General features: G+C 73.2%; 5 protein-coding genes. 4 read left to right on the top strand and 1 reads right to left on the bottom strand.

Annotated features, from left to right (window positions below; translation table 11 throughout):
* Positions 1-78: 78 nt before the first annotated feature.
* Both ACZ592_RS12745 and ACZ592_RS12740 read left to right on the top strand, forming a co-directional pair.
* Positions 79-1,614: a DHA2 family efflux MFS transporter permease subunit gene (locus ACZ592_RS12745; RefSeq protein WP_471581547.1), complete on the top strand. Its 1,536-nt coding sequence runs from the start codon at positions 79-81 to the stop codon at positions 1,612-1,614.
* Positions 1,615-1,627: 13 nt separating this feature from the next.
* Positions 1,628-2,203 carry an acyl-CoA-like ligand-binding transcription factor gene (locus ACZ592_RS12740; RefSeq protein WP_471581546.1) on the top strand — a complete coding sequence of 192 codons (576 nt, stop codon included), beginning with the start codon at positions 1,628-1,630 and terminating at the stop codon, positions 2,201-2,203.
* Between the two features lie 305 nt (positions 2,204-2,508).
* Here the strand turns inward: ACZ592_RS12740 and ACZ592_RS12735 are convergent, their stop codons facing one another.
* Positions 2,509-3,291, bottom strand: a complete 783-nt coding sequence (locus tag ACZ592_RS12735; protein WP_471581545.1) for a thioesterase II family protein — start codon at positions 3,289-3,291, stop codon at positions 2,509-2,511.
* A gap of 308 nt (positions 3,292-3,599) precedes the next feature.
* Between ACZ592_RS12735 and ACZ592_RS12730 the strand changes: the two genes are divergently transcribed.
* Positions 3,600-12,893 (top strand): type I polyketide synthase, encoded by a 9,294-nt coding sequence (locus ACZ592_RS12730; RefSeq protein WP_471581544.1) that lies wholly within the window; start codon positions 3,600-3,602, stop codon positions 12,891-12,893.
* Entirely contained in the window at positions 12,890-19,630 is a 6,741-nt protein-coding gene (locus ACZ592_RS12725) for an SDR family NAD(P)-dependent oxidoreductase (RefSeq protein WP_471581543.1), read from the top strand. The genes ACZ592_RS12730 and ACZ592_RS12725 overlap by 4 nt, the downstream gene beginning before the upstream one ends.
* Positions 19,631-19,638: the final 8 nt, after the last annotated feature.

The following is a 19,638-nucleotide window of genomic DNA, read 5'->3' as shown; positions in this document are numbered from 1 at the left end:
CGGCCGGTGGTAGCCGGACAAAAAAAGTGAGAGTACGCTCCGACTAGATATTGAGCTCTCTTTAGGAGGTCGACTCTCGTGTCAGCAGATCTGGGTGCGCGGCGGTGGTGGGCCGTCGGGGCTCTCGTGCTCGCCTCGATGGTGGTGGGCTTCGATGTGACGATCCTGAGCCTGGCGCTGCCGGCGATGGCGGACGATCTGGGTGCGAACAACGTCGAGCTGCAGTGGTTCGTGACGTCGTACACGCTCGTGTTCGCGGCCGGAATGATCCCGGCGGGCATGCTCGGTGACCGGTTCGGGCGCAAGAAGGTGCTGCTCGGCGCGCTGATCATCTTCGGAATCAGCTCGCTGGCCTGTGCCTACGCCACAACGTCCGGCACGTTCATCGGCGCGCGTGCGGTGCTCGGCCTCGGTGCCGCGCTGATCATGCCGACCACGCTGTCGCTGCTGCCGGTGATGTTCTCCGACGAGGAGCGTCCCAAGGCGATCGGCGCGGTCGCCGGTGCGGCGATGCTGGCCTATCCGCTGGGTCCGATCCTGGGCGGCTACCTGCTCAACCACTTCTGGTGGGGCTCGGTCTTCCTGATCAACGTCCCGGTCGTGATCCTCGCCTTCCTCGCGGTGTACGCCTGGCTCCCGGAGTCCAAGGCCAAGGAGGCGAAGCCGTTCGACGTGGGTGGCCTGGTGTTCTCCAGCGTGGGTCTCGCCGCGCTGACCTACGGCGTGATCCAGGGCGGCGAGAAGGGCTGGGGCGACGTCACCACGGTGATCCCCTGCGTCGGCGGTCTGCTCGCGCTCGTGCTCTTCGTCTTCTGGGAGAAGCGGGTGGCCGACCCGCTGGTCGACCTGTCCCTGTTCCGCTCGGCCCGCTTCACCTCCGGCACCATGATCGGCACCGTCATCAACTTCACGATGTTCGGCGTGCTGTTCACCATGCCGCAGTACTACCAAGCGGTCCTCGGCACCGACGCGATGGGCAGCGGCTTCCGGCTGCTGCCGATGGTCGGCGGCCTGCTCATCGGCGTCACCGTCGCCAACAAGATCGCCAAGGGGCTCGGCCCGAAGACCGCCGTCGGCATCGGTTTCGCGCTGCTGGCCGCCGGGCTGTTCTACGGCGCCACCACGGCCACTGACAGCGGCACCGGTCTGGCGGCCGCCTGGACCGCGGCGTACGGCCTCGGCCTCGGCATCGCCCTGCCCACCGCCATGGACGCGGCGCTCGGCGCGCTGTCGGAGGACTCCGCGGGCGTCGGCTCCGGCGTCAACCAGTCCATCCGTACTCTCGGCGGCAGCTTCGGCGCGGCCATCCTCGGTTCGGTCCTCAACTCCAGCTACCGCGGCAAGCTCGACCTCGACGGGGTGCCCGCACAGGCTCAGGACGCGGCCAAGGACTCGGTCTTCGGTGGTCTGGCGGTGGCCCGGGCGATCAAGTCCTCCGCGCTGGGGGACTCGGTGCGCTCCGCGTACGTCCACGCCCTGGACGTCGTCCTGGTCGTGTCCGGCGGACTCGGACTGCTCGGTGTGGTGCTCGCGGTGGTGTGGCTGCCCCGCCATGTTGGTCAGAGCTCCGCCAAGACAGCAGAATCTGAGCATGAAGCCGCAGACGCAGTCTGACCAGGCCAGCACCGTGCCTGGACTGAGAGAACGCAAGAAGGCCCGGACGAAAGCCGCGATCCAGCGGGAGGCGGTGCGCCTGTTCAGGGAACAGGGCTACTCCGCCACGACCATCGAGCAGATCGCCGAAGCTGCCGAGGTCGCTCCCAGCACCGTCTTCCGCTACTTCGCGACCAAGCAGGACCTGGTCTTCTCTCACGACTACGACCTGCCCTTCACGCTGATGTTCCAGGCCCAGTCGCCCGACCTGACGCCTATCCAGGCCGAACGGCAGACCATCCGGTCGATGCTTGAGGACATCAGCGAGGAGGAACTGGCCCTGCAGCGCGAGAGATTCGTGCTCATCGTCTCCGAGCCGGAGCTCTGGGGGGCCAGCCTGGGCAACATCGGCCAGACCATGCAGGTCATGAGTGAACAGGTGGCCAAGCGGGCCGGACGCGACCCGGGGGACCCCGCGGTCCGCGCCTACACCGGGGCCGTGTTCGGAGTGATGCTGCAGGTCTCGATGGACTGGGCGAACGATCCGGACATGGACTTCGCGACCACGCTGGACGAGGCGCTGCGCTATCTGGAAGACCTGCGGCCCTGACCGGGGGCCGGGCGGTGACACCCCGCGAGGACGTCACCGTCCGGCCGCCCGGTGAAGGGGCGGACCACCCTCCGCTCCCCCTCCGAACGTCGTACGCGGCAGCCCCTGGCCGTCGGGTACGACCCCCGCGCCCCTCAATTCCCCCGCAGGGGCGCGGGGTCCCACCGGGAAAGACGACCGCGCGCGGCCAGTCCCCCCGGCTGCCGCGTCCGGTCACCCTGGCGTGCTCCGACTTCCCTCGGCGGAGCACGCCAGTGGTCTGTCCGCACTCGTCCCCACTCCGCCGTCACCCGGTCCGCGCCCGGTCAGCAGCCCGGCCGCGCCGTCAGCGCGGACCTGACGACGGAGGCCACCTGCTCCTGGCAGGAGTCGAGGTAGAAGTGCCCGCCGGGCAGCACCCGCAGATCGAACGCCCTGCTCGTCCGCTCCCGCCAGGTGGCGGCCTGCTCGGGCGAGGTCCGCTCGTCACGGTCGCCGATCAGCGCCGTGATGGGGCAGTCGAGCCGCTCGGGGGCCGGCGTGTCGTAGGAGGCCACGGCCCGGTAGTCGGCGCGCAGCGCGGGCAGGACGAGTCCCTGCAGCTCAGGGCTGGTGAAGAACCGCTCGTCGGTACCGCCCATCGCCCGCAGATGGGCCAGGATGTCCGCGTCCCCGAGCTCGCCGGTCGTCCCGGCCGGGCGGTAGGCGCGCGCGAGTCCGCCGGAGACGAACAGGTGCACCGGCTGGCCGGGTCCTTCCGGTCCGCGCAGGCGCCGTGCCACCTCGAACGCCACGATGGCGCCCAGACTGTGCCCGAACAGCGCGAACGGCTTGCCGTCGGCGGGCAGTTCCGCCACGACGCCGTCGGCGAGGGCGGCCACCGACTCGAGGCCCGGCTCCGTATGGCGGTCCTGGCGCCCCGGGTACTGCACGGACACGACCTCGACAGCGGGCGTGAGCAGCCCCGAGAGGCCGAAGAAGTAGCTCGCCGAACCGCCCGCGAACGGGCAGCAGACCAGCCGCACCGGTGCCGACGCGGTGTCGTGGTACCGGCGCAGCCACACTCCGGTCCCGGTGTTCTGCGGTGCCTGCGCCGTGCCCCTGTCCATCGCTCTCCCTCTCGTTCCCCGGCCCGCGGGCCCAGTGCGGAGCCCGTCCCGAGGGCACACCGCCGTGGCCCCGCGTCGGTGGCGTGACGCCGCGCGGCCGGGGCGGAACGGGTGCCGCTCGCACCCGATGCTGGCCGCAGGGCATAGCGCCCGTCTAAAGCGGCGGACGGCTAGCCGGGGTTTGGTTGGCCTTTAGAGAGCCCGCTCACGATGAGCCCGGTAGTCGTAGCGATCTCCGATTTCGGACCGGGAGCGCCGTTGATGTTTTCTGGCAGCCAGTTGTTCCGCGTTCGAGTGCAGCTGACGTGATGGCCACGTCCTCCGCCGGCGCGAGCGACCTCCCCGAGCCGGTCGCGGTCGTCGGGATGGCCTGCCGCCTGCCCCAAGCATCCGGTCCCGCCGCCTTCTGGCAGCTGCTGAGCGAGGGCAGGAGCGGTGTCCGTGACGCCCCGCCCGAGCACAGGCAGGCCGATTCCGGCCTCCGCGGCCCCGGCGGCTACCTGGACCGGATCGACGGCTTCGACGCGTCCTTCTTCACCGTCAGCTCGCGCGAAGCCCTCGCGATGGACCCCCAGCAGCGACTGCTCCTCGAACTGAGCTGGGAAGCCCTGGAGGACGCCGGCATCCGGCCGCCCGACCTGGCCCGCAGCCGCACCGGCGTCTTCGTCGGCGCCCTGTGGGACGACTACGTCCACGTCCTGAACCGCCAGGCACGGAACGCCGTCACCCGGCACACCATGACCGGCGTGCACCGCAGCATTCTGGCCAACCGCATCTCGTACTCGCACCACCTGGCGGGGCCGAGCCTGACCGTCGACACCGCGCAGTCGTCCTCGCTCGTCGCCGTGCACCTGGCCTGCGAGAGCATCAGGCGCGGCGAGTGCGATGCCGCGTTCGCGGGCGGCGTCAACCTCATCTGCTCGCCGCACTCCACCGAGCAGGCCGCGGCCCGCTTCGGCGGCCTTTCGGCCACCGGCCGCTGTCACACCTTCGACGCGGCCGCCGACGGTTTCGTCCGCGGCGAGGGCGGTGGCCTGGTCGTGCTCAAGCCGCTCTCGGCGGCGCGGCGCGACGGCGACACCGTGTACTGCGTGATCCGGGGCAGCGCCGTCAACAGCGACGGGGCGACCGACGGCCTCACCCTGCCCAGCGGCGCGGCACAGCAGGACGTCGTCCGCCTCGCCTGCGGCCAGGCGCGCGTGACGCCCGACCAGGTCCAGTACGTCGAACTGCACGGCACCGGCACCCCTGTGGGGGACCCCGTCGAGGCCGCCGCGCTCGGCGCCGCGCTCGGGCAGGACGAGTCGCGCACGGTACCCCTGGCCGTCGGCTCCGCCAAGACGAACATCGGCCACCTCGAAGCCGCCGCGGGCATCGCCGGACTCCTCAAGACGGCCCTGAGCATCCATCACCGGCGCCTCGCCCCGAGCCTGAACTGCACCACCCCCAACCCCGCCATCCCGCTGACCGGCCTCGGCCTGGCGGTCCAGCGGGAAGCGGCCGACTGGCCGCGCCCCGAACAGCCCTTGATCGCCGGGGTGTCCTCCTTCGGCATGGGCGGCACGAACAGTCACCTCGTCCTGGCCGAGGCCCCGGCCCCCGCCCCGGTCCCGGCCGAAGCCGATGCGCCGACCCCGGCGCAGGCCGTGACGCCGCGGGAGTCCGGGGGCACCGTCCCGCCCACGCCGTGGCCGGTCAGCGCCCACAGCGTGCCCGCGCTGCGCGCCCAGGCGGCCCGGCTGCGGGCCCACCTCGCCGACCGGCCCGCTCCCGACGCCGGCGCCTCCTCAGAGGGCGGCACCTCCCTCAAGGCCGACGCCGCGGAGATCGGGCACGCGCTCGCCACCACCCGCACGCCCCTCACCCACCGAGCGGTCCTCCTCGGCGCCGACACCACCGAACTGCTCGGCTCCCTGAATGCCCTGTCCGAGGGCGCGGACGCGCCGTCCGTGGTGCGCGGCGAGGCGGATGCCGACGGCAAGCTGGCCTTCCTCTTCAGCGGCCAAGGCGCCCAACGGCCGGGAATGGGACGCGAGTTGTGTGCCTCCTTCCCCGTCTTCGCCGACGCGCTCGACGAGGCGTTCGCCGCCCTGGACCCGCATCTGGACCACCCGCTGCGCGACATCGTCCTCGGCGAGCGCGACGCACACCGGACGCTCCTCGACCAGACCGCGTACACCCAGCCCGCGCTCTTCGCGTTCGAGACCGCCCTGTACCGTCTTGCCGCCTCCTTCGGCCTGCGGCCCGACCACCTCCTCGGCCACTCGGTCGGCGAGATCACCGCCGCGCACGTCGCCGGCGTCCTCTCGCTCGCGGACGCGAGCACCTTGGTCGCCGCGCGAGGCCGGCTCATGCAGGCCGTGCGGGAGCCCGGGGCCATGGCCGCCTGGCAGGCGAGCGAGGACGAGGCGGCCGAACTGCTCGCCGGGCACGAGCGGCACGTCACCGTCGCGGCCGTCAACGGCCCCCGGTCGGTGGTGATCTCCGGCGACCGCGACACGGTCGACGAACTGACCGCGGCCTGGCAGGGGCGCGGACACAAGGCCCGCCATCTGAAGGTCAGCCACGCCTTCCACTCGCCGCACATGGACTCCGTTCTCGACGAACTGCGCGCCGTCGCGGCCCGGCTGACCTTCCACGAGCCGGTGATCCCCATCGTCTCCAACGTCACCGGCGAACCCGTGACCGGCGCCGAGCAGGCCCGGCCCGAGTACTGGGCGCAGCACGTCCGCAGACCCGTGCGGTTCCTGTCCGGGGTCCGGGGGCTGTGCGAGCGGGGTGTGAGCACGTTCGTCGAACTCGGCCCGGACGCACCGCTGTCGGCCATGGCCCGCGAGTGCTTCCCCGCGTCCGCGCAGGCGGGCCGTGCGCGGCCCGCCGCGGTGGCCGCGTGCCGACGCGGGCGCGACGAGCCGGCCACATTCATGACCGCCCTGGCGCAGGCGTACGTGCGCGGCGCCGACGTGGACTTCACCGCCGCGTACGGTGCCCGCGGCGCGCGCCGCCCGAGCCTGCCCACGTACGCCTTCCAGCGCGAGCGCCACTGGCCCGACGTCGCCTGGACGACGGGCGACGCCACCCCTTCCGACGAGCAGCGGACGTCCGTACGAGGGGGAGCGGGGGCCGACGAGGAGCGGCACCCGGAGTCCGGCGAGCGTGACGGGGTGGCTGAGCGCGGTGACGCGGCCGGGGGCGGTGACGCGGCCGGGGACGGGGAGCGCGAGGCCCGCGCCGCGCTCGCCGAGCGGCTCTCCGCGCTCTCGGTGGCCGACCAGGAGCGCACCCTGCTGGGTCTGGTCGCCAAGCAGGTGGCCGTCGTGCTAGGAGCCGCCACCGGGACGGTCGAGACCGCCCGTACCTTCAAGCGGTCGGGCTTCGACTCGATGGCCGCGGCGGAGCTGAGCGAACGGCTCGGCGCGGTGACCGGTCTCGCGCTGCCCGCCACCCTCACCTTCGACCACCCGACCCCCCAGGCCGTCGCAGGACACCTGCGCACCCTGCTCACGGGGGCGGCCGACCAGGCCGACCCGGCGCAGGCCCACGCGTCCGACCGCGCAACGGACGACGACCCGATCGCCATCGTGGCCATGAGCTGCCGCTACCCGGGCGGCGCCGGTTCACCGGAGGACCTGTGGCGGCTGGTCGCCGACGGCACCGACGCGATCGGCGTGTTCCCCACCGACCGGGGCTGGGACCTGGAGCGACTGTTCCACCCCGACGCCGCCAGGTCCGGCACGAGTTACACGCGACACGGCGGATTCCTCTACGAGGCGGCAGACTTCGACGCCGAGTTCTTCGACATCAGCCCGCGCGAGGCCCTCGCCGTCGACCCGCAGCAGCGACTGCTCCTCGAATGCGCCTGGGAGGCCTTCGAACGGGCGGGCCTGGACCCGCGCACGCTCAAGGGCAGCCCCACCGGCGTGTTCGTCGGCATGACGGGACAGGACTACGGGCCCCGGCTGCACGAACCCTCCCAGTCCACCGACGGCCATCTGCTGACCGGCAGCACTCCCAGCGTGGCCTCGGGCCGCCTCTCGTTCAGCTTCGGTCTGGAAGGCCCCGCCCTGACGGTCGACACCGCCTGCTCCTCCTCGCTGGTCACGCTCCATTTGGCGGCCCAGGCGCTGCGGCGCGGCGAGTGCGACCTGGCGCTGGCAGGCGGCGCCACGGTCCTGGCCACGCCGGGCATGTTCACCGAGTTCTCACGCCAGCGCGGGCTGGCCCCCGACGGCCGCTGCAAGCCGTTCGCGGAGGGCGCCGACGGCACGGGATGGGCCGAGGGTGTGGGCCTGGTCCTCCTCGAACGCCTCTCCGAAGCCCGGCGCAAGGGCCACGACGTCCTCGCCGTCATCCGCGGCTCGGCGATCAACCAGGACGGCGCGAGCAACGGCCTGACCGCCCCCAACGGCCCCGCGCAGCAGCGTGTCATCCGTGCCGCGCTCGCGGACGCCCGTCTCACGGCCGACGACGTCGACGTCGTGGAGGCGCACGGCACCGGCACCACGCTGGGCGACCCGATCGAGGCGCAGGCCCTCCTCGCCACGTACGGCCAAGGACGTTCCCCGGAACGGCCGTTGTGGCTCGGTTCCGTCAAGTCGAACATCGGACACACGCAGGCCGCCGCAGGTGTCGCGGGCGTCATCAAGATGGTGATGGCGCTGCGGCGCGGCCTGCTGCCCGCCACCCTGCACGTCGACGAGCCGACCGGCCACGTGGACTGGTCGCGGGGCACCGTCCGCCTGCTCACGGAGCCGGTCGCCTGGGCGCGCGGCGCACGCCCGCGCCGCGCCGCGGTGTCGTCCTTCGGTATCTCCGGCACGAACGCGCACCTGGTGATCGAGGAGGCGCGGCAGGACGAGGACCTGACACCCGATGGGGGAGAGGGGCCACAGGGCGAGGAGACCGCCGCCGACGCGGAGAACGGTGCGGTGGTGCCGTGGGTGCTATCCGGCCGGAGCGCGGACGCGCTGCGTGAACAGGCGCGACGACTGGGCGAGTTCGTGGCCGATGATGTGCCCGAGGCCGGTGCCGCTCGGACCGAGGCTTCGTCGATCGGTACCCCCTCCGTGCCGGCGGTGGGCCGGGCGTTGGTCACGACGCGATCGGTGTTCGAACACCGGGCCGTCGTCGTGGGCCGCGACCGTGCGGCTCTGACGGCCGGGCTCGCCGCGCTGGCCGCGGGCGAGGCGTCCGCGGACGTGGTGTCCGGTGTCGCCGGGGACACGGGCCCCGGACCGGTGTTCGTGTTCCCTGGTCAGGGCTCGCAGTGGATCGGCATGGGGGCCCAACTGCTGGAGGAGTCCGCGGTGTTCGCGGCTCGGATGGCCGACTGCGAGCAGGCGCTGTCCCCCCACGTCGACTGGTCGCTGACCGGCGTGCTGCGTGGTGACGGGAGCGAACTGTCCCGGGTCGAGGTGGTCCAGCCCGCGCTGTGGGCGGTCATGGTCTCGCTCGCCGCCGTCTGGGCCGGGCACGGCGTCACGCCCGCCGCGGTCGTCGGGCACTCGCAGGGCGAGATCGCCGCGGCCGTCGTGGCCGGCGCGCTCACCCTGGAGGACGGTGCCAGGATCGTGGCGCTGCGCAGCCGGGCGCTGCGGAAGCTCTCGGGCGGCGGCGCCATGGCCTCCCTCGGCGTGGGCCAGGAGCAGGCGGCGGAACTCATCGCCGAGCATGCCGGAGTGGGCATCGCAGCCGTCAACGGACCGTCGTCCACTGTCATTTCGGGACCGCCCGAGCAGGTCGCCGCCGCCGTCGCCGACGCCGAGGCGCGGGAGTTGCGCGGCCGCGTCATCGACGTGGACTACGCCTCGCACAGCCCGCAGGTCGACGCCATCACCGACGAGCTGACGGACATCCTGGCGGGTGTTCGCCCCGTCGCGGCCGCTGCCCACGCTGCCCCCGCTGCGCCCGTGGCGTTCTACTCGGCCGTGACCGGAACCCGCGTCGACACATCGGTCCTCGACACCGGCTACTGGGTCACGAACCTGCGCAGGCCGGTCCGGTTCGCCGACGCCGTCGGCGCGCTGCTCGCCGACGGCCACCGCGTCTTCATCGAGGCCAGCAGCCACCCGGTCCTCACCCTGGGCCTCCAGGAGACCTTCGAAGAGGCGGCCACCGACGCGGTCACCGTTCCCACGCTGCGGCGCGACGACGGCGGTCTGTCCCGCCTTGCCCTGTCGCTCGCGCAGGCGTTCGGCGCCGGGTGCGCGGTCCGGTGGGAGAGCTGGTTCGGTGCGGCGGGTGCGGCGGGTGCGGCGGGCGTGTGGGAGGCGTCGGGTGAGGCCGGGGCTTCCCGTGCGCTCGGGCGGCCCGCCCTGGATCTGCCCACGTACGCGTTTCAGCGGCGCCGGTACTGGCTGGAGGCCGCCACCGGTACTCAGGACGCGGCCGGCCTGGGTCTCGCCGCGGCCGGGCACCCGCTCCTCGGCGCCACCGCCGAACTCGCCGAGGGCGATGTGCGCCTGCTCACCGGGCGCATCAGCCGGCACAGCCACCCCTGGCTCGCCCAGCACACACTCTTCGGCACCCCTGTCGTGCCCGCGTCCGTGCTCGCGGAGTGGGCTCTGCGCGCGGCCGACGAGGCCGGATGCGCGGGCGTCGACGACCTCACGCTGCAGACGCCGTTGATCCTGCCCGAGACCGGCGGACTGCAGGTACAGATCGTGGTGGGGCCGGCCGACGCGCAGGACGGGCACCGCGAGTTCCAGGTGTACGCCCGCCCCGACGATGACGAGCCCGGCCCCGGTGGCAGTGGCCCCGGAGACAGCGGTCCAAGGGGGAGCGGTGTGCCCTGGACCTCGCACGCGGGTGGGCAACTGGTCGCCGCCACCGCCGCCACCGCCGGGACGGCAGCCGCGGCGTCCTCCGTGGGTACCCAGGACACCGTGTGGCCGCCGGTCGACGCCGAACCGGTGAACCTGGGCGACTTCTACGACCGGGCCGCCGCGACCGGTGTCGGCTACGGGCCCGTCTTCAAGGGGCTGCGTGCCCTGTGGCGGCGGGACGCGGAGCTGTTCGCGGAGGTGACGCTCCCTCAAGAGGCCCCTGATGCGGCCGGGTTCGGCGTTCATCCCGCTCTTCTGGACGCCGCACTCCACCCCGCGCTACTGGGAGAGCGGCCGACCGGGGACGGCCAGGTGTGGCTGCCCTTCACTCTCACCGGACTGACTCTGTCGGCCACCGGAGCCACGTCCGTACGGGTGCGGCTGACCCCGTCGGGCGAGGAGCCTGACGGGCCCGCGCGGCCGGCCGAGGGTGGTGCGCCCGCACAGGCCGGTCGTACCTGGCGGGTCTGCGTGAGTGATCCGACCGGTGCCGAGGTCCTGACATGCGAAGGTCTGGTCGCCGTGGCGGCGGGTGCCAGGGAGCTGCGGGCCGCCGGCCGGCACGTGACCGACCTGTACGCGCTGCAGTGGGTACCGGTACCGGCCCCCTCGGCCGCTGCTGTGGACACGTCTGGGTGGGCCGGCCTGGGGGAGGGCGGATACCAGGACCTGGAGGAGCTGGGCGCGGTCCTCGACAGCGGAGCGCCGGTGCCGGCCGTCGTCCTTGCGAGTGCGGGTGCTGGTGCCGGTGCCGGTGCTGGGTTCGAGGGTGGCCGGGTGGCCTCTCCCGATGCCTCGCTCGATGCGTCGGACGATGTCCTGGCCGATGCCTTGGCCGCGACAGAGCGCGTCGGTGCTCTCGTCGACCGTTGGCTCGCCGACGCACGCCTCGCCGACTCCTGCCTCGTGCTGCTCACGCACGGCGCGGTCGCCACGGGCGACGGGACCCTGCCAGCCCCTACGGCTGCGGCGGTACGTGGTCTGATCTTGGCCGCGCAGGTCAGGTACCCGGGGCGGCTTCTGCTCGTGGACGGGCCGGGCCCGGACACGAAGGTCGACGCGGACACGAAGGCCGACGCGGACACCGGTGCTGGGGTCGGCGCCGGGAGCGGGGCCGACTCTGACACCGGGGGCGGTACCGGCATCGGCCTGGGCGACCGGACCCTGGCGCACGCCGTGGCCTCTGCTCTCGCCGCCGACGAGCCTCAAGTAGCCCTCCGCGACGGCCAAGTCCTGGCGCCCCGCCTCGCCGCACCCCGCAACACCACCGACCCGGACGGAGCGCGGACACTCGACCCGGACGGCACCGTGCTGCTCGCCGGGGCGGCCGGCGCGGCCGGTGCGCTGCTCGCGGACCTCGCCGACCACCTCGTACGCACCGGACAGTGCGGGCATCTCCTGATCCTTGCCGAGGGCGATGAACTCGCCGAGAAGGCGGCCGAGCTGCGGGAGCTGGGCGCCACCGTGACCCTGACCGCCGTCGACCCTGCCAATCCGGCGGCCCTCGCCGAAGCCCTCGACGACGTCGACATGCGCCACCTGCTGACCGGAGTCATCCACGTAACCGAAGCCGTGGAGCCCGCCCTAACCACCGAGGCCACTGGTACCAGTACCGATATCAGTGCCGGTACTGCCACCAGCACCTGCTCCGGCGACACCCCGGCCGACTCCTTCGCCGACGCGTGGGCCGCGCGAGCCGGAATCACGGTCGCCCTGGACAAGGCCACCGCCCACCTCTCACTGGCCCTGTTCGCCGTCGTGTCCCCGGCCGGCGAGATCCTGGGCATCCCGCAGTCGACGGCCGCCGCCAGCGCCGACGCCTTCCGCGAGGCCCTCGCCCTCCGGCGGGACACCACCGGCACCACTGGCACCACCGGCGCTGTCGGCACCACTGGCCTGGCCCTGGCCTACGGGCCGCCCGTCGCCCCGAGGCCCGGCATCAAGGGCGCGGCGCCGGGGCAGCTGCCCGCCTTTCTGGACGCGTCGTTCGGGCACGGCGGCTCGTCCCTCGTCGGCGCCCGACTGGCCGCCCGGGCCCTGGCCGCCGAGGAAACCGCCACGCTTCCCGCCACGCTGCGCGCCCTGGCCGTGCCCCAGGCCCCGGCCCGGCGTACGGCCGCCGACCGCAAGGCGCCCACGGACTGGGCGGCCCGCCTGGCCGGCCTGTCCACCGCCGAACAACTCCGCTTGCTCGTGGATGCGGTACGCAGCCACGCCGCCGCGGTCCTCGGCCGCACCGACCCCGAGGCACTGCGCGGCGACGCCACCTTCAAACAGCTGGGTCTGGACTCGCTGACCGCCGTCGAGCTGCGCAACCGGCTCGTGGAGGACACCGGCCTGCGCCTGCCCACGGCCCTCGTCTTCCGTCACCCCACCCCCGCGGCCATCGCCGAGCACCTGCGCGAACGGCTCACCGCCCAGGACGAGGCGCCCGTCGGCGGGAAGTCCGGCGGTCAGTCCGTCCCCCCGCCCGCCGGGCCTCCCGCCGCAGGTGCCGTGCTGAGCGACCTGATCCGCATGGAGAACACCCTGGCCTCGCTCACCGCCCGGCTGTCCCACGGCGAGACGGACGAGATCACCACCCGGCTGGAGACGCTTCTCGCCCGGTGGAGGACCACGCACACCACGGACACCAGGAACGCCGCGACGGACGACGGCGACAGTGCCGGGGACCGGCTCAAGACCGCGTCCGCCGACCAGATCTTCGACTTCATCGACAACGAGCTGGGTGTCGGGCCCGACACCTCGCGCGCGACCCCCACTCCGAAGGCCGGGTGACCCACATGCCGAGCGAAGAGCAACTGGTCGAGTACCTGCGCAGGGTGACCACCGAGCTCCACGACACCCGTCGGCGGCTGGCGCAGGAGGAGGACCGCAGGCAGGAGCCGGTGGCCCTGGTCGGCATGGCCTGCCGCTTCCCGGGCGGCGTGGCCTCCCCGGAGGACCTGTGGGACCTGGTGGCCGCGGGCAAGGACGCCATCGAGGACTTCCCCACCGACCGCGGCTGGGACCTGGAGGGGCTCTACCACCCGGACCCGGCCAACTACGGGACCAGCTATGTGCGCCACGGCGGCTTCGTCGACGACGCGGGCTCGTTCGACGCCGACTTCTTCGGCATCAGCCCGCGCGAGGCGCTGGCGATGGACCCGCAGCAGCGGCTCATGCTGGAGACGTCCTGGGAGCTCTTCGAGCGCTCCGGCATCGACCCCGTCTCCCTCAAGGGCAGCCGCACCGGCGTCTACGCCGGGGTGTCCAGCGAGGACTACATGTCCCAACTCCCGCGCATCCCCGAGGGGTTCGAGGGGCACGCCACCACCGGCAGCCTCACCAGTGTCATCTCGGGCCGGGTCGCCTACAACTACGGCCTCGAAGGGCCCGCCGTCACCGTCGACACGGCCTGCTCCGCCTCGCTCGTCGCGATCCACCTGGCCGCCCAGGCGCTGCGCCAGCGCGAGTGCGACCTGGCCCTCGCGGGCGGCGTGCTCGTCCTGTCGAGCCCGCTGATGTTCACCGAGTTCTGCCGCCAGCGCGGCCTGGCGCCCGACGGGCGCTGCAAGCCGTTCGCCGCCGCGGCCGACGGCACGGGCTTCTCCGAGGGCATCGGCCTGATCCTCCTGGAACGCCTTTCCGACGCCCGCCGCAACGGACACAACGTCCTCGCCGTCATCCGTGGCTCAGCGGTCAACCAGGACGGCGCGAGCAACGGCCTCACCGCCCCGAACGACGCCGCCCAGGAACAGGTGATCCGCGCGGCCCTCGCCAACGCGCGCCTCGCCCCCGCCGAGGTCGACACGGTCGAGGCCCACGGAACCGGTACCAAACTGGGCGATCCCATCGAAGCCGGAGCACTGCTCGCCACGTACGGCCAACACCGCGACCGCCCCCTGCTGCTCGGCTCCCTGAAGTCCAACATCGGCCACACCCACGCCACCGCGGGCGTCGCCGGGGTCATCAAGACCGTCATGGCGATCCGCAACGGCCTGGTGCCCGCCACCCTCCACGTCGAGGAGCTGAGTCCGCACGTCGACTGGGACACGGGTGCCGTGGAGGTCGTCACCGAATCGACCCCGTGGCCCGAGACCGGCCACCCGCGCCGAGCCGGCGTCTCCGCCTTCGGCATCTCGGGCACGAACGCGCACCTGATCCTGGAAGAGGCGCCCCAGGAGGCGCCCGAGGAGGTGTCCGAAACAGCCGCCGAGACGCCCGAAGCGCCCGTCGAGCGCGAGCGGTCCGGTCGCTCCGTCGGTGCGGCGGCGGTGGTGGTGCCGTGGCTGGTCTCGGGGCGCACCGAGGAATCGCTGCGTGAACAGGCCCGGCGGCTCGGCGAGTTCGTGGCGGGTGATCCTGAGGCACTGCCTGCGGAGGTCGGCTGGTCGTTGGCCACGACGCGGTCGGTGTTCGAGCACCGGTCCGTGGTCGTCGGCCGCGACCGGGAAGCCCTGACGGATGGTCTCGGGGCGTTGGCGGCCGGAGAGGCGTCGCCAGGCGTTGTGTCCGGGGTGGCCGGTGATGTGGGTCCGGGGCCTGTGTTGGTGTTTCCGGGTCAGGGGTCGCAGTGGGTGGGTATGGGGGCTCAACTGCTGGACGAGTCGTCGGTGTTCGCGGGGCGGATTGCCGAGTGTGAGCAGGCGTTGTCCGCTCATGTGGACTGGTCACTCACAGCGGTGTTGCGTGGGGACGGCTCCGAGCTGTCCCGGGTCGAGGTCGTGCAGCCGGTGTTGTGGGCGGTGATGGTGTCGCTGGCGGCTGTGTGGGCGGACTACGGGATTGTGCCTGCTGCTGTGGTCGGCCACTCCCAGGGCGAGATGGCTGCCGCGTGTGTGGCGGGGGCTCTCTCGCTGGAGGACGCGGCGCGGATCGTGGCGGTACGCAGTGACGCGCTGCGGCAGTTGATGGGGCACGGCGACATGGCGTCCCTCAGCACGAGTGCCGAGGAGGCCGTCGAGCTGATCGCAGACCGGCCGGGCGTGTGCGTGGCCGCCGTCAACGGGCCTGCCTCTACCGTCATATCGGGTCCGCCCGAGCATGTCGCCGCCGTCGTCGCCGACGCCGAGGCGCGCGGACTGCGGGCCCGCGTCATCGATGTGGGATACGCCTCCCACGGACCTCAGATCGACGACCTCCACGACCTGCTCACCGACCGTCTCGCCGACATCCGGCCCGTGGAGACGGACGTGGCGTTCTACTCCACTGTGACGGCGGAGCGGCTGGCCACGACCACTGCCCTGGACACGGACTACTGGGTGACGAACCTGCGTCAGCCGGTCCGTTTCGCCGACACCGTCGAGGCGTTGCTCGCCGACGGCTACCGCTTGTTCATCGAGGCCAGCCCCCATCCCGTCCTCAACCTCGGCCTCGAAGAGACCATCGAACAGGCAGGCACCTCCGCCACCGTCATCCCCACCCTGCGCCGCGACCACGGCAACGCCACCCAACTCACCCGCGCCGCCGCCCACGCCTTCACCGCGGGCGCCACCATCGACTGGCGCCGCTGGTTCCCGGCCGACCCCACCCCTCGTACCGTCGACCTCCCCACCTACGCCTTCCAACGCCGACGCTACTGGCTGGCCGACTCCGTGCAACGTGACGTCGGCCGGGATCAGGCGGCGGGAGCGGGGCACGCGCAGTTGCCCACTTCGGTCGCCCTCGCCGACGGGGGAGTCGTGCTCAACGGCATGGTCTCCGCCGGGCGCGGCGGCTGGCTCGGCGGGCACGTGGTGGCCGGGACGACGCTCGTGCCGGGTGCGGCGCTGGTCGAGTGGGTGCTGCGGGCCGCCGACGAGGCGGGGTGCGCCGGGCTGGACGAGCTGACGTTGCAGGCGCCGCTGGTGTTGCCGGATTCCGGTCGCCTTCAGGTCCAGGTGGCCGTGGGTACGGCGGACGAGCAGGGCCGACGCGACGTACACGTGTACTCGCGACCGGACCGGGCGGGCGGCGGTGAAGCGTGGGTGTGCCATGCCGTCGGCGAGCTGGGGTCGGGTCCGGTCGTGCGGCCGGACGGGCAGACCGGGCAGTGGCCCCCGGCGGGCGCCGAGCCCGTGGAGGTGGGCGACTTCTACGAAGAGGTGGCCGCCGCCGGGTACGCGTACGGACCGGCCTTCCGAGGGCTGCGCGCGCTGTGGCGGCACGGGGAGGATCTGCTGGCGGAGGTGGAGCTGCCCGAGCAGGCCGGTCCGTCGGCCGGTTTCGGGATCCACCCCGCACTGCTGGACGCCGCCCTGCATCCGCTGCTCGCGCGGCGGGAGCGGGACGGGGGCGCGGACGGGCAGGTGCTGCTGCCGTTCACGTGGAGCGGTGTGTCGTTGTGGGCCACCGAGGCGACCACTGTGCGGGTCCGGATCGGCGGGCTGCGCGGGGGCGGCGAGGAGACGGTGTCCCTGACGGTGACCGACCCCGCCGGCGGGCCCGTGGTGGACGTGGCGGAGCTGCGGCTGCGGTCGACCAGCGCCCAGCAGGTGCGGGCCGCGGCAGGGTCGGGCACGGACGGGCTCTACGAACTGCGCTGGACGCCGCTTCCCATACCGGTACCGGCCGTGGACGCCGGGGGCGATGGCGATCCGAGCGACGCTTCTGCCTCCGCCGTGCTCAACGTGCTCGCTCCGCAAGCGGACTTCGCCGTCGACTCGGAACTGACCCGATATCAGGACGTGCGTGCGCTCTCCGGCGCGACCATCCCGCCCTCCGATGTCCTGGTACCCGTGGACTCCACAGGAGTGGACGGACTGGACCTGACCGGACGGGTGTTGGGCGTGATCCAGGAATTCCTGGCCGCGCCGAGCCTGGACCGCACGCGTCTCGTGTTCGTGACCCGGGGCGCGGTCGACGCGGCCGACCCCGCCGATGCCTTCGGGGCGCTGTACGCGCCGGATCCGGCGGGAGCCGCAGTATGGGGGCTGGTGCGCAGCGCCCAGTCGGAGAACCCGGGCCGGTTCGTGCTGCTCGACACGGACACCGGCACAGGCATGGACACCGCCACAGGCACCAGCACCGCCACAGGCACCAGCACCGCCACAGGCACCGGTACTCACACCGACGCACCGTTCGACCGCGCGTCCGGTGCCGATGCCCTGGCCGCCGTGCGGTGCGCCGTAGAGGCCGACGAATTCCAAGTCGCGGTACGCGGGGGCCGGTTGCTCATACCGAGGTGGGCGCAGGCCGACGGCCCCACCGAGCTGACCGGTCCCGCCGGAACGCGGGCCTGGCGGCTCGTGGGCGGGGATTCCGGGACGCTGGACGCCGTCTCGGCGGTCGCCTGCGACGAGGTGCTGAGCCGCCCGTTGGAGCCGGGGCAGGTCCGCGTCGCCGTGCACGCGGCGGGGATCAACTTCCGCGACGTCCTGATCGGCCTGGGCATGTACCCGGACTCGGACGCGCTGCCCGGCACCGAGGCGGTTGGTGTGGTGGCCGAGGTCGGGCCCGGTGTCATCCGCCCGGCCGTGGGGGACCGGGTGATGGGCATGCTGGACGGCGCCTTCGGTCCGTGGGCCGTCGCCGATGCCCGCATGCTGGCTGCCGTCCCGGCCGGTTGGGACGACCGGCAGGCTGCGGCCGCGCCCGCCGCGTTCCTCACGGCTTGGTACGGGTTGGTGGAGCTGGCGGGTCTGAAGGCGGGCGAGCGGGTGTTGATCCATGCCGGTACGGGTGGGGTGGGGATGGCCGCGATACAGATTGCCCGGCACCTGGGCGCGGAAGTGTTTGCCACCGCGAGTCCCGCCAAGCATGCCGTCCTGGAGGGGATGGGCGTCGATGCGGCCCACCGTGCCTCGTCCCGGGACATCGCCTTCGAGGACACGATCCGTGAGGTCACGGGTGGCCGTGGTGTGGACGTCGTCCTGAACAGCCTCACCGGGGAGTTCATCGATGCCTCCCTGCGGCTGCTCGGCGAGGGCGGCCGGTTCCTGGAGATGGGCAAGAGCGATCCCCGCTCACCCGAACTCGTCGCACGCGAACACCCCGGGGTGTCGTACGACGCCTTCGACCTGGTTGCGGACACCGGGCCCGAGCGGCTCGGGCGGCTGCTCGACCGGCTCGGCGGGCTCTTCGCCGACGGAACGCTGCTGCCGCTGCCGGTGTCGGCATGGCCCTTGGGACGTGCGCGGGAGGCGTTCCGGTTCATGAGCCAGGCCAAGCACACCGGCAAGCTGGTGCTCGACGTACCGGCACCGCTCGACCCCGAGGGCACCGTCCTGATCACGGGTGGCACCGGCACCATCGGCTCCGCCGTCGCCGAACACCTGGCCCGCACCGGGCAGAGCGCCCACCTGGTCATCGTCAGCCGCAGGGGTGCCGAGGCCGACGGCGCGGATGAACTCGCCTCACGTATCGCCGAGTCGGGTGCGGAAGTGACCTTCGCCGCCGCCGACGTGAGCGAGCCCGGCGCGATCGCCGAGCTGATCGCGGGGATCGATCCGGCGCATCCGCTGACCGGCGTCGTGCATGCGGCCGGGGTGCTCGACAACGCCCTGATCGGCTCGCAGAGCCCCGAAAGTCTCGCCCGCGTGTGGGCGGCCAAGGCCGCTGCCGCGCGGCACCTCGACGAGGCCACACGGGGCATGCGGCTCGGTCTTTTCGTGTTGTTCTCCTCCTTCGCCTCCACCCTGGGCACGCCGGGCCAGGCCAACTACTCCTCGGCCAACGCCTACTGCGACGCGCTCGCCGCGCGACGCAGGGCGGCGGGCGCGGCCGGACTGTCCGTGGCCTGGGGGCTGTGGGAGACCACCAGTGGTCTGACCGGGACGCTGTCCGCGGCCGACCGGGCCCGCATCGACCGGTACGGCATCAAGCCCACCGGCGCGGCCCGCGGCTGCGCCCTGCTGGCCGCCGCGCAGGCCCACGGCCGCCCCGACCTGCTCGCCCTCGACCTGGACGCCCGCGTGCCCGCCGGCTCCGACGCCCCGGTCCCCGCCGTACTGCGCGCCCTCGCGGCGGCGGGCGCGCAGGGCGCTGCCCGGCCCACCGCCGCCGCGGCCGGCGGGGCGACGGACTGGCCGTCCCGGCTCGCCGGTCTCACCGCGGAGGAGCAACAGGACCTCCTCAGCGAGTTGGTGCGCACCCACGCGGCGGGAGTGCTCGGCCACGCCGACCCGGACGCGGTGCAGGTGGACGCGCCGTTCAAGGAGCTCGGGTTCGACTCGCTGACCGCCGTCGAACTCCGCAACCGGCTCGCCGCCGCCACCGGCCTGAAGCTGCCCGCCGCGCTGGTCTTCGACTACCCGCAGGCCCACGTGCTCGCCGCCCACCTGGCCGAACGGCTCGCCCCCGACAGCGCGCGGCCCGCACCTCGCGACGCCACCGCGCAGGTCCTGCAGGAGGTGGCCAGGGTCGAGCACGTCCTGTCCGCCGCCGTCGCACAGGGCCTGGACCAGGCGGCCGTGGCGGCCCGCCTGGAGGCGCTGCTGGCCCACTTCACGGAGACCGTCGCGGCCACGACGGACGGCGACGGGGCGGCGGACCACCTGGAGGCGGCCACCGCCGAGCAGGTACTGGACTTCATCGACAACGAACTCGGGGTGTGAGCCGCGTG

Source organism: Streptomyces sp. NPDC040622 (assembly GCF_055593965.1).
Note: the sequence above shows the minus strand (reverse complement) of the source record. Positions and strands in the feature narration are given on the sequence as shown.